Annotated in this window: 9 protein-coding genes; 1 reads left to right on the top strand and 8 read right to left on the bottom strand. The window is 64.7% G+C overall.

Annotated elements, in window-relative coordinates:
* Window positions 1-43: 43 nt before the first annotated feature.
* From FB389_RS00180 to FB389_RS00150, 7 genes are all read right to left on the bottom strand, one after another.
* Window positions 44-1,849, bottom strand: a complete 1,806-nt coding sequence (locus tag FB389_RS00180) for a [protein-PII] uridylyltransferase family protein (RefSeq protein WP_142110826.1) — start codon at window positions 1,847-1,849, stop codon at window positions 44-46.
* Window positions 1,850-1,911: 62 nt separating this feature from the next.
* Entirely contained in the window at window positions 1,912-2,250 is a 339-nt protein-coding gene (locus FB389_RS00175) for a P-II family nitrogen regulator (RefSeq protein WP_142110825.1), read from the bottom strand.
* The gene (locus FB389_RS00170) at window positions 2,250-3,533 is read right to left on the bottom strand and encodes an ammonium transporter (protein ID WP_142110824.1); all 1,284 of its coding nucleotides are present in this window, start codon (window positions 3,531-3,533) and stop codon (window positions 2,250-2,252) included. The genes FB389_RS00175 and FB389_RS00170 overlap by 1 nt, the downstream gene beginning before the upstream one ends.
* 193 nt (window positions 3,534-3,726) lie before the next feature.
* The gene (gene ftsY / locus FB389_RS00165) at window positions 3,727-4,905 is read right to left on the bottom strand and encodes a signal recognition particle-docking protein FtsY (protein ID WP_142110823.1); all 1,179 of its coding nucleotides are present in this window, start codon (window positions 4,903-4,905) and stop codon (window positions 3,727-3,729) included.
* A gap of 28 nt (window positions 4,906-4,933) precedes the next feature.
* A complete protein-coding gene (gene smc / locus FB389_RS00160; protein WP_142110822.1) occupies window positions 4,934-8,482 on the bottom strand; it encodes a chromosome segregation protein SMC in 3,549 nt (1,182 codons plus the stop codon).
* Between the two features lie 51 nt (window positions 8,483-8,533).
* Complete coding sequence (gene ndk, locus FB389_RS00155; RefSeq protein WP_142110821.1) at window positions 8,534-8,968, bottom strand: nucleoside-diphosphate kinase; 435 nt, start codon at window positions 8,966-8,968, stop codon at window positions 8,534-8,536.
* Between the two features lie 1,457 nt (window positions 8,969-10,425).
* Entirely contained in the window at window positions 10,426-10,632 is a 207-nt protein-coding gene (locus FB389_RS00150; RefSeq protein ID WP_142110820.1) for a hypothetical protein, read from the bottom strand.
* A 439-nt stretch (window positions 10,633-11,071) separates the two neighbouring features.
* Here FB389_RS00150 and FB389_RS10885 point away from each other — a divergent pair, with 439 nt between their 5' ends.
* Complete coding sequence (locus FB389_RS10885; RefSeq protein ID WP_342776005.1) at window positions 11,072-11,986, top strand: HNH endonuclease signature motif containing protein; 915 nt, start codon at window positions 11,072-11,074, stop codon at window positions 11,984-11,986.
* A gap of 338 nt (window positions 11,987-12,324) precedes the next feature.
* Here FB389_RS10885 and FB389_RS00145 read toward each other — a convergent pair whose 3' ends face one another.
* The gene (locus FB389_RS00145; protein WP_142110819.1) at window positions 12,325-12,774 is read right to left on the bottom strand and encodes a DUF4233 domain-containing protein; all 450 of its coding nucleotides are present in this window, start codon (window positions 12,772-12,774) and stop codon (window positions 12,325-12,327) included.
* Between the last annotated feature and the right edge of the window lie 44 nt (window positions 12,775-12,818).

The following is a 12,818-nucleotide window of genomic DNA, read 5'->3' as shown; positions in this document are numbered from 1 at the left end:
TACTTCCAGAAGAAAGCGCGCCCGCAGGCGCGCAACAGTCTGGTTACAGGGTACCGGTTCCCAGCTCGATAGCGCGCTGCGCGCGCGCGACCAGATCATCTACCAGGCGGGCGCGCCACGCGGTCCACCCCTGCTTGCCGAGCGAAGAAGAATCCGCCTCCGTCAGTTCGCGCAGCACTCGCAGGAGAAAAACTCGTCCGTCGATTGCCGCAACCAACTCCCGGACCGTCTGCGGATCGTCGGGATCCGCCCCGAGCGCCAGCCTGGACAGCGTCAAGTGATGCCGCACGATCCGTTCGACATCCTCGCGCACGTCTGGCTCGAACCCCATGCGTTCCAGGATCGGTCCCACCAGTTCGGCTCCGGTCACCGAATGATCCTGTGCCCCAGCGCGCTTGCCGATGTCGTGGAGCAGCGCGGACAGCAGCAACACCTCTGGCTTGCCGCCGTCCGGTTCACGCCCGTGACAACGCGAGACCACCTCGATGATGTGCCGATCCACCGTATGCCTGTGCGCCGCCGCCCGTTGCGGCCGGTTGCGGATTCCCTCCCATTGCGGTATCCACCGCGTGACGACGCCCGCCAGGTCCAACGCTTCCCATACCGGAATCTGCGACGGCCCCGCGGCCAGCAAAGACAGTAGGTAGGTGCGGGCTTGCTTGGGCCACGGGGTCGGCAATGGCGGGCACTTCGCGAGGCTCGCCACCGAGACAGGCGACATCACCAGCCCCGTTCGCACCGCCGTCGCCGCCGCCCGCAACGGCAGCAGCGGGTCGCCCTCCGGTTTGGCATCGATCGCAAGGACGAGTTCCCCGTCGTGCTCGACAAGGCCGTCCGCAACTGCACGCAGTCGCGGGGCAGAGCGCCGCCCCCTGATGATGAACGGTCTCGCGATCGGCGACGGTCGTTGCAGGGCCTGCCGAGCGCGCCTGATTGTCGAATCCAGCGCGTAGCTGACCTCACGGCCGGCTTCTGCCAATGTCGCCAAGAAGTCGTCGGAGTCGGGGTACCCGGATAATTCTGCGACCTCGTCAAGGTCGGCGAGCAGAAGCTGGTTGGTGTGCCGTTTCGTCACTAGTTGCACCATGTCGCGCGCGTCGAGAAGCACCCCGCGCGCATGGTCAACGGCGCCGTGCGGGCGGTCGGTGAGCCAGGTGGCCGCGAGCGCGTCTAGGACAACCGCGTCCCGGATTCCGCCGCGGGCTTCCTTGAGATTGGGTTCGATCAGGTAGGCGAGTTCGCCAAACTGCTCCGCGCGCGTCTTAATCGAGGCCAACAGGTCGGGGAGCCTGCGGCGCGCCGATGAACGCCAGTCGCTGAGCACGTCGGAACTGGCCCGATGCACTACCACTCGATCGCCAGCGATCGCGCGCACGTCCAACATTCCGACGGCGGCTGGCACGTCCTTGCTGGCAACGTTGCGGCACTGCGCGTAGGTGCGCACCGAGTGATCTAGATCGATGCCTTCGTCCCACAGTGGGTACCAGAGGCGTTCCGCGATGCTTTGCAGGGCGTCGGAGCCGTGGGCGCGCCCGTCATGCACTAAGACAAGGTCCAAATCTGAAACCGGGCCAAGGTCGCCGCGCCCCAGGGAGCCAACGGCCGCGAGGGCTATCCCCTGCGCGGATTCCCCCTCGAGCGCCTTATCCCAAAGCTCTTGCAGGCGACCTGTGACCAATGCGACCAGGTGGGAACGGCGTCGCTCGCCAACACTGTGGTTGTCGGGCCCGGCCGTCCCTTCGCGGGTGATGCGCCACGCCGCATCCAGCATCGCAGCCCTGAGGCCCTGCACACCATCGGTGTGCAGGGCCTCAGGCTCATCACTACCGGGGGTTTCAATCCGGTTCATGACCTAACTCTTCCCCCCACGGTATTGACGAACTGTTCTGCTTTGACCTGCGAGCGTTGGGCTCAGAGAGCCTGTTCTCCGCGCTCCCCGGTCCGGACGCGGGCAACGTCTTCGACCGAAGCCGTCCAGACCTTGCCATCGCCGATCTTTCCGGTTTGTGCCGCCTTGACGATGACGTCCGTAACCGCGTTGGCATCCTCGTCATCGACCAGCACCTCGATGCGGATCTTCGGAACCAAATCGACCGTGTATTCGGCACCGCGGTACACCTCGGTGTGCCCCTTCTGGCGGCCGTAGCCGCTGGCTTCCGAGACCGTCATGCCGCGCACGCCTGCCGCTTCGAGGGCGGACTTGACGTCGTCGAGCCGGTGCGGCTGGATAATCCCAGTCACTAGTTTCATTACTTCACCTCCGAGACAATGCGACCGGACGAGATGTTCTCGTAGGCCGACTCACCGTGGACCGCGAGGTCAATGCCGCCGACCTCGACTTCTTCGCTTACACGCCATCCCATTGTGGCCTTGATGATGTAGCCGATGATAGCGGTCACCACTGCCGAGAAGGCGATGGCTGCGATAGCGATAATCGCCTGGGTTGCTAGCTGTGTCAGGCCGCCGCCGTAGAACAGCCCCGCCTTCGAACCCTCCCACAGGTCGTCGGCCGTTGCGAAGAATCCTACGGAAAGGGTTCCCCACAGACCACCGACGAGGTGGACGCCGACCACGTCGAGCGAGTCGTCATAGCCGAGCTTGTACTTGAGGCCCACCGCAAGGGCGCACACGACACCGGCGATGAGGCCGATGAAAATCGAACCGACAGGCGAAACGAATCCCGCGGCCGGGGTGATTGCGACCAGACCGGCGACGATACCCGATGCGGCGCCCAGCGAAGTGGCGTGGCCGTCACGGATCTTCTCGGTTGCGAGCCATCCGACCATGGCGGCAGCGGTCGCAACCGTAGTCGTGATCCAGGCAAGGCCCGCCTGGTCATTAGCGGCACCGGCCGAACCGGCGTTGAATCCGAACCAGCCGAACCACAGAAGCGCGGCACCCAGCATGACGAACGGCAGGTTGTGCGGGCGCATCGGCTCCTTACCGAAGCCCTTGCGCTTGCCTATGATGAGCGCGAGTATCAAACCGGCGACACCGGCGTTAATGTGAACGACGGTACCTCCAGCGAAGTCCAGCGGGGTCGAGGGGCCCTTGGTGAGCAGGCCGCCGCCCCAGACCATGTGTGCCATGGGGAAGTAGACGAACGTTACCCATGCTGCAACGAACACCATCCACGAACCGAACTTCACCCGCTCCGGGATGGAACCCGAAATCAGTGCGACGGTGATGATGGCGAAGGTGGCCTGGAAGGCTACCCACACGTAAGCGGGAACCCCAGAGTCTTCGAACGAGAACAGAGCGTTCGCGTTGTCGTCCATGCCCTTGAGGCCGAAGAAGTCCGCTGGGTTACCGAAGATTCCGGCGATGTCGGAGCCGAAGGACATCGAATAGCCCCACAGCACGTAGATGATACCGACGACGCCCATCGCGCCAAACGACATCATCATGATGTTCAAGACTGACTTGCTGCGGACCATGCCACCATAGAAGAAGGCCAGGCCTGGCGTCATGAGCAGCACTAAACTCGCTGATGTGAGCATCCATGCGGTGTTGCCCGTATTGAGCGCGTCCATGTAGTTCACTCTCCCCTCGCCAGCATTGCTAGCAGGATTTTGTTGGACCTTGACCAGCCTTGTGGCTGGCCTCAGCAATAACTCTGGTCGAGGGGGATTTCATTTGGCGCGCATCCACGTTTCAGCTTTGTATCGCTGTCGCAGCGAAAGTAAACACTGCGTTACGCGGCGCCCTCACATGGGAGCCCGCCGCCTACTGGTCGCCCAACAATCCGTCGACGAACTGGTCCGGATCGAACGGAGCTAGATCGTCCGGCCCCTCGCCCAATCCCACCAACTTGACGGGAACCCCGAGCTCACGCTGCACGGCAACGACGATTCCGCCCTTTGCGGTGCCGTCCAGTTTTGTTAGAACGATTCCGGTCACCCCCGCAACTTCGGTGAACACCCGCGCCTGCGTCAATCCGTTTTGTCCGGTGGTGGCGTCGAGCACCAAGAGCACCTCGCTCAGCGGCGCTTCCTTTTGGATGACGCGAGAAACCTTGCCGAGCTCATCCATGAGTCCGGTCTTGTTCTGCAATCGTCCGGCAGTATCGACAAGCACCACATCGACGCCCTGCGCCTTCGCCTCCTTGACCGCGTCGAATGCAACCGAGGCGGGATCGGCGCCGTCGCGTTGCGATCGCACGGTCTCGACGCCAACTCGGGCTCCCCACGTTTGCAACTGGTCCGCGGCCGCGGCGCGGAAAGTGTCGGCAGCGCCGAGCAACACGGATTTGTCTTCAGCCACGAGCACGCGTGTCAGCTTCCCCACCGTTGTCGTCTTCCCGGCACCATTGACCCCGACCACGAGCACGACTGCGGGCAAGGGCTCCCCTTGTTCGTCAGTGCCCCCGGCCAGGTTGAGCGTACGATCCAGATCCGGGTTGACCAGGGCCACGAGCTTTTCGCGCAGTAGGTCGCGCACCTGCGCGGGATCGGCAAGCCCGCGCACCCGCACCTCCGTGCGCAGATCGTCGAGGAGTTCCCCGGCAGGCCCCGCCCCCATGTCGGCAAGAAGCAGTAGTTCCTCGATTTCATCCCAGTCGTCTTCGCTGAGCGAATCCCTGCTCAAAACCTCTAGCAGCTTCGCGCCCAGGGGCGAACCCGAGCGGGCCAAGCGCGCCTTGAGTCGGCGGAACCGGCCGACGACGGGTTCCGGCTCTTCGATTGCGGGTGCGGGCGGCCCGGCAACCGCGTCCGGAGCCAGCCCCTCATCTACGATTTCGATCTCTTGGTCGACCGCCGTCTGCGCCCTCGGGGCGGTGGGCGGGGTCTCTATCGTGTCGCTGGGGCGCCGGCGCTGGCGCACCAACGTCAAACTTACGGTGACGATCGCGATCAGAGCGATTGCGATGACGATCAGGCCTGGAGTCGAAGTCAGTTCATTCACGCATCAAGTGTGGCACGAACGCGTCACCTCATTCGGCGGCCTCGGTGAGTTTCTGCGAGATGACCGTGGTCACCCCGTCGCCGCGCATGGTGACGCCGTACAGGGCATCTGCGATTTCCATGGTTCGTTTCTGGTGTGTGATCACAATTAGTTGCGAGTCGTGTTGCAGTTCGCGGAAGATCCCCAGCAATCGCCCGAGGTTCACGTCGTCAAGGGCGGCCTCGACCTCGTCCATCACATAGAACGGGCTGGGGCGCGCCTTGAAAATCGCCACCAGCATCGCGATCGCCGCCAACGACCGTTCACCACCGGACAGGAGCGAGAGCCGCTTGACCTTCTTACCGGCCGGGCGGGCCTCGACCTCAATGCCGGTCGCCAGCATGTCCGTCGGGTCGGTCAATACGAGCTTGCCCTCGCCCCCGGGAAAGAGCCGCGAAAAGACGTGTGCAAACTGCTCCTGCATGTCGGCGAAGGCCTCCGTGAACACCCGTTCAACGCGTTCATCCACCTCGGCGACGATGTGCAGCAGGTCGGCACGGGACCGCTTCAGGTCCGCCAACTGCTCCGTGAGGAAACGGTGCCGTTCGTCGAGTGCCGCGTGTTCCTCCATGGCCAGCGGGTTGACCCGCCCCAGCAACGTCATGGCCCGCTGGGCGGCCTTCAGCCGTTTTTCCTGCTCGGCGCGGACATACGGCCGCGATGCCAGCGCATCGGGGTCGTCATCGGTCGGCGCGGGAGTCGGCACCGGCACGTGCGGGCCGTACTCCTCGATCAGCACGTCCGGGTCGATGCCCAGTTCGTCGCCCGCGCGCGCCCGCACCTGGGCCAGCTGCGCCTGGCGTTGCGCCTGCGCAATTTCTTCCCTGTGGGCACGATCAATAATCCTCGCGCCACGCGTACGCAGTTCCTCTTTGCGTTGCTGCAGCGCGATCACGTCAGCGTCGAGCTTCTTGCGCTCGGATTGCAGCGCGTCGCGTACCTGCGCCGCCTGCTCCAGCGATCCCTCGATCCTTTGCAGCGTCATGTCGACGCCGTCCACGACTTCATGAGCCCGCGCAATTCCGCTCTCCCGTGCGGCGGCCTGCGCCCTCATCTCTCGGCGCCGCGCTTGTTCCTTATCGGCCGCCCGCAACAGCGAATCGGCCTTGCCCGCCAGCGCCCGCGCGCGCTCCTGGCTGGTGCGCAGCACCAGTTTCGCCTCGGTTTCCGACGCACGTGCAGCGGCCAGATCGCGTTCGAGCTCGGCGGCCCGGCGCCCGAGCTGGTCGATGCGATCATTCGATTCTCGCGGGTCCAGGTCTGCAGCGGCCAGCCTCTCTTCGGCCCCGCGCAGCGCGGCGTTCAGGATCTCGATCTGCGCGATCCGGGTCTCCCGCGCCTTGGTGCGATCGGCCACGCCCGCCTTCGCGGTGCGGATCTGTTCTCCCAAACGCGCCAGGCGCGCCGCCACCCCGCTGATTTTCGCGTCCGACTCGTGCAGCGTCGAAAGCGCAATATCGTAGGCGGATTGGTTGGCAGCAACGGCGCGGTCGGCTTCATTTTTCCTTTCGACGAGCGCCGCCAACCTCCTTTCGGTCTCGTCCAAGCGACGATTAGTTGCATCGAATTCGGCCTGGAGTTGCAGCACCGACGGCGCGGATTCCGATCCGCCCCACGCGTGGGTGGTCGACAGCAGGTCCCCCTGCATCGTCACGACCCGCACCTGGGGATGTTCCGCCAGAACCTGGCGGGCCTCGTCCATATCTTGGGTGACCACGACGTCGGCCAGCAATGCGGTGAGGGCGGCACGCACGTGATCTGCCGGGGCAACCACGTCGAGCAGGGCAGTCCCCGCGACGGATGCCGGTGGCTCCGCGCTGGGCCCGCCGTCGTCGATAATGATCGCGGAGCGGCCCGCCTCCTCCAAGCGCAACCACGCGAGGGCAGCGGTCGCCCGCTGCGCATCGGCAACGATAACCGCATCCGCGTAGGTGCCCAACGCTGCGTTCACGGCCGCCTCGTACCCCGCTGTGATCGAGATGGCAGCGGCCAACGACCCCAGAACAAGGTCCCCGGATTCTTCAGCGAGTAGGGCGCCCGCGCCGTCACGGCGGGTCAGCGCCATGTCGAGTGCCTCTCGCCGCGCGCGGGTCGATGCGACCTCGCGTTCGCACTCGCGGATTTCCGCGGCGTATTGGTTCCGCACGGCCTTCGCCCTGTCCAGCTCCGAACTCGCACGCTCATAGGCCTCATCGAGATCTACTTCACCGGCCTCGACGTCCGCCACTTCCATCTCGACGGCACGGTACTCACGCTCCAGGGACGAGATGGATGCCGCCAGCGCCGCGAGCCGCTGGTCGTCTGCCGCGATTTCTGCCTGGGCTGATTCGAGTCTGCCGCGGTGCGTGTCAACGGCCCCGGCCAGTTTCGCAACGCCCTCGCGACGATCGGCAATGGCGCGTTGCAGATCCCGCAGTTCTTGGGAGGTTGCGCGCGCCAACGTCTCCGCGGCAGCAGTGGCCGCCGCAGCGATCCTCACGGTCTCTTCCGCTTCGGCGACCTCGATGCCAAGTGCCCTCTCCGCGGCACGGACACGCTCGGACTGATCGACCAGATCCTGCGGATCGGTTCCCAGGGATTCGGGTTTCACCTCCGACAGCAACTGCACCCGCTGCACTGCGAGCGCCCGCAGCGCGCGCAACCGTTCCCGCACCGACGATAGCCTGTACCAGGTTTCGGCGGCGGCGTCGGCTTCCGGCGCGGCCCGCGAGATGCGTTCGCGGGCCTGTTGAATCTCGGTCTCCAACGCATCGAGGTCGGCCGCAACTTCGCGCCGCTGCCGCTCGAATTCGGCGAGATCGGCTTCCTCCCGGGCGTGACTTGCCATCACCTGCGCCAGGTCGTCGGCGAGGAGCCGTGCGGCAGCGTCGCGCAAGTCCGCCTGGATGAGCGTTGCCTTGCGAGCGACCTGCGCCTGCTTGGCGAGCGGCCCCAATTGCCTCCGTACCTCTGCCGTCAGGTCTTGCAGGCGCGTCAGGTGCGCTGCCATCGAATCTAGCTTGCGCAGTGCCTTTTCTTTGCGGCGACGGTGTTTGAGCACGCCGGCGGCCTCCTCGATGAAACCGCGGCGTTCCTCGGGGGTGGCACGCAGGATTGCGTCCAATTGTCCCTGCCCGACGATGACATGCATCTGTCGACCCATACCGGTGTCGGAGAGCAATTCCTGCACATCAAGGAGGCGGCACGGTGAGCCATTGATCGCGTATTCGGACCCGCCATTGCGAAACAACGTGCGCGAGATAGTTACCTCGGCGAAGTCGATGGGCAGCGCCCCATCGCCGTTGTCGATCGTGAGCGAAACCTCAGCGCGCCCCAAGGGTGCGCGCCCCGCCGTCCCGGCGAAGATGACATCCTCCATCTTGCCGCCGCGCAGTGTCTTTGCGCCCTGCTCCCCCATAACCCACGCGAGTGCATCGACGACATTGGATTTGCCCGAGCCGTTCGGTCCAACGACGCACGTGACACCAGGCTCGAATTGCAAGGTTGTCGCCGAAGCGAACGACTTGAACCCGCGCAGCGTGAGTGTCTTGAGATACATGGTGTTAGCCGCCTACGCGCGCGAGGCGCCGCAGGGCGCAACCGCGCCCATTCATTCGCCGAGCAGCGGGAACCAGATCCCGATTTCGCGCTCCGCGGATTCAGGAGAATCCGACCCGTGGACAATGTTCTGCGTAACGGCGGTCGGCCAGGCCCGCCCGAGATCGCCCCGGATCGTGCCGGGTGCGGCCTTGGTTGGGTCCGTCGCCCCAGCGAGCGAACGAAATCCTTCTATCACCCGGTCACCTTGGGCGACGATGGCCACGACCGGCCCCGACGCCATGAACTCAACTAGCGGTTCGAAGAACGACTTGCCCGCATGTTCCGCGTAGTGCAGTTCTAAGAGGTCGCGGGGTGCGGTCCGCATTTCTACAGCAACCAAACGGTAGCCTTTGGCCTCGATGCGGCGCACCACCTCGCCAGTGAGTCCCCGCTCAACCCCGTCGGGCTTGACAAGGATCAGTGTGCGTTCTTGTTCAAAAGTCATACCAACCAGCATAAAGGTCGGCGCGCCGGCCGGCGCGAGGGTCGGATTGGGGCGGTTGTGGCGTCCCTTTGCCTGCGTTGGAGGAACGGTTCAGTGTGGCGCGGTCCGTGGGCGCGTGGCCCGTGGACGCGTGGGCGCGTAGGCGGCCGGTGGGGCGGTGGCTGGCGGCTGGGCGGCTGGGCGGCTGGTGGGGCGGTGGCTGGCGGCTGTGTGCTGTGGCGTCGTCTCGGGGTGTCGTGGCGTGTGTTTTGTGGTGAATTTGTTGGGTCTGAAAGTGCTGGTCGCGGTGGCGATTGGTCGTGGGGTGGGCTGGTTTGGTTGGGCTTTGGGCGCGACAATGTCACAGGCTCATGCAACACTTGTTTCATGGATGGGGAGAATGTTGTAACAAGGGCCGACGTACCCTCGGCCCGCGCGGTCGCGCCCGGCGGGGGTGACCGCGCGGGTGCTGGCGGCGTGCGAGCCCGCAAGAGCGCTGGCGTTCCTGCGGGCGGTGGCGCTAGCGCCACGGCTGGCGCTGCCGCATCCGCTGCCGTTGACGCCCCCACCGCCTCTGCCTCTGCCGCCTCTGCCTCTGCCGCTGCCGCCACGGCTGGCGCTGCCGCATCCGCTGCCGTTGACGCCCCCACCGCCTCTGCCTCTGCCGCCTCTGCCTCTGCCGCTGCCGCCACGGCTGCTGCCGTCAAAGCCTCCACTGCTGCTGTCGCCGACGTTGCCGCCGACGTTGCCGCCTCCACTGCCGATGCCGTTGGTGTTGGTGTTGATGTTGGTGATGTGTTGGTGGGGCGGTTGGCGGGGGTGTATGAGCGTATTCGGGTGTTGGAGTGTGAGGCGGTGGGGTTGGTTGGTCAGATTGTTGGCCGGTGTGGGGTTGGTGATGGTGATCAGGATGTGGCGGTTCGGCATGGGTATAGGAATGCGGTGTCGTTGGTTGAGGGTGTGACTGGTGTTAGTGCGCGGTGTGCTCGGATGTTGGTTGGTGTTGCGGGGGCTACGGCGGATCGGGTGATGCTTACCGGTGAGGTGTTGGAGCCGCGGTTTAGTGTTGTGGCTGGTGTGGTGGGTCGGGGTGGGGTTGGTTTAGAGACTGCGAATGCGATTGTGGTGGGTTTGTCGGATGCGTGGGGTCGGGCTGATGAGGGTAGTTTTGTGGCTGCGCAGCGTGGTTTGGTTGATATGGCTACTGGTGGTATTCAGGATGGTCCGGGTGCTGGTGTGGCGTATTCGTGTGATCTTGTTGCTCGTGCGGCTAGGGTGTGGAAAGACCGGATTGATCCTGATGGTGTTGAGCCGCGTGGGGATGTAGCGCATAAGAATCGGCAGTTGTGGGTCTCGACGCGTGCTGTTGGGGGGTTGCATGCTGTTCGTGGTGGGGTGCCTTCGGATGTTGCTGCTCGTTTCCACGCGATGATGGATGCGCAAAGAGCCCGTCTGGTTACTACACGCGAAACAGGCCCTCAAGAACCACCCACCCCCACCAACACGACCAGCACGGGCGGGCTGACGGCCACCGCGGGCGACGCGACCACCGCGGGCGGTACGGCCACCGCTGGCGGTACGACCACCGCGGGCGGTACGGCCACCGCTGGCGGTACGACCACCGCGGGCGGTACGGCCACCGCGTCCACCGCGTCTACCGCGTCCACCGCGTCCACGGCGTCCACTGCGGGTGGTGCGGCTGGTGTGTCTACGGCGGGTGGTGCGTCTGGTGTGGGGGTGGTGGTGGGTGGTGATGTTGTGCGGGCGCGTGATGATCGTAGGACGCTTCGCCAAATTGGTGCGGATTTGTTTGCTGCTCTTGTGACGCAGTGTCTGGCGGCCCACCAACTCGAGGACCTATCACGCCCGGCAACAGTGCTTGGGTGTGTTGACGAGTCGGGTCAACAACCCCAGGACCTGTCAAGCTCGGTGGGGTCGGGTCAACAGCCTGATGGTAGACCACACCCGGTGGGGTCGGGTCAGTGGTCTGAGGGTGGACCACGCTCGGTGGGGTCGGGCAGGTTTGGTGGGGTTGTGCCTGTGTTGGTGACGATTGCGGCTGACCGGGGTAGTGATGTGTTGGCGCCGGCGGGTTTGATTGGGGATGAGTCTGTTCCTCGCTCGATGATTGAGCAGTGGGCTTGTAATGGTGGTATTCAGCGTGTGTGGACGGAGCCTGGTGGGCGGGTTGTGGTTTTAGAGACCCCCTCGCGGGTTTTTTCTGCGCATCAGCGAAGAGCGATCGCGGCTCGTGATGGTAATACGTGTGTGATTCCGCATTGCACTATCCCGGCTCTGGCTTGTGAGGCCCATCACGTGACTGCGTGGGCGTTGGGTGGTAAGACCGTGGTCGATAACGGTGTGCTTTTGTGTTGGTCGCACCACCGCACGATCGAGAATGGGTATTGGGCCATCACTATGCGTCACGGCAGACCCGTGATCACGCACGCGATACGCTCTTTCCACCCGCGGTCCCCCGCAGGTGGTAACAACCCACCACGCCCACCCCAACAACCCGGACCAGCAAGACCACCGCGGCCACCAACGCCACCGGGATCGCCGGGATTACGGGCGCAGTCACCAGAAGCGTGGGGGGCGCGGGCATCGACGCAGGACGCGCAGGTGCGAGTATCGCCAAGGGCGCAGTCACGGCCACTGGCGCGAACACGGCCACAAGCACACGCGCAAATACAGATACCATCCGTGGAACCGGGCTCACCGCAGCCATATGCGCAGTCACCGGTCGAGCCGGGATCACAGTGGCGGACGCGATCGCCACTGTTACCGCAGCCGTATGCGCAGTCACCGATAGCGTCGGGGGCGCGACCGGGGTCGCCGGGGCTGCCGATGGAGCGGCAGCGGTATGCGCGCTCACCGGTAGTGCCAGAGCCACTGTCACGACCTGGGTCGTATGTAAGGATGCGGGTGCAGCAACTGCAGTCAGGGATGCTGCAGCAACCGCAGCAACCGCAGCAACCGCAGTCAAGGATGTTGCAGCAGCCACAGCCACAGCAACCGCAGCCGCCGCTGCCTCCGTAGGGGGTATCGCGTGGTCCACCTAAGAGGTTAGGCCAATCCGAAGGAGGCTGACTACAGCATGAGGGTGAGGCGGGTCAGCGAAGCCGACCAGCAACGTCAGGGCCTGCCGATTGAGCCGTAAGGTATTCGGTGACTAGTTCCTTGGCTAGTTGTTGGCGCCCGCCTGCACGACAGTTATTGCACGCACGCCTGCACGACAGGTATCGCCCGCACGCCTCCACAACAGGTATCGCACGCACGCCTGCGCGACAGGTTGCTGGCGCTGACTAGCCACCCCGGACCAGGCCCCGTCCGCGCCGACCAGATGCCTGGAGCCTCGATCCCCGGGCCCGAGACAGCTAGACGTTCGGGGCCGTTTCGGGGTGCGCTGCGTCATACTGCGCACGCTCGCGGTCGATCTTGGCGCCCCAATATAACGATGCGATCCAAATGATCACGAAAATCACCGCCAAAATGAGCATCATCTCGACCACCAGCGCGCTGAGTAGCACCGGGATCTGTGCCACAGACCCGGCGACGTCCCCTGCCAGCGTCCCGCACATCCGCGAGATGACGATCAGGAACACGACCAGTCCGCCGCCCGCAACCCAAACACGCGCGGCGGTCGGGGGATCGCCCTGCCACAGGGTCGGCACCGAGCGCAGCGAATTGACCACCAATGTCGCGAAAAGCATCACAAACGCCTCAAGCAACAAGGTGCTCTGCGTGAACTGCTTCTTGGCGCTCTGCTTGGCCTTGATACGGTCGCCGGGCACTGGAATTGGCGCTGGCCTGCGTTGTCCGCTCATCTGTCATTCCCCTCCACGTCGGCGCGGGCCAACAAAATGCCCAG

It is taken from the genome of Rarobacter incanus (assembly GCF_006715765.1).
GTDB lineage: Bacteria > Actinomycetota > Actinomycetes > Actinomycetales > Cellulomonadaceae > Rarobacter > Rarobacter incanus.
This window is presented reverse-complemented; position numbering and strand designations above follow the sequence as displayed.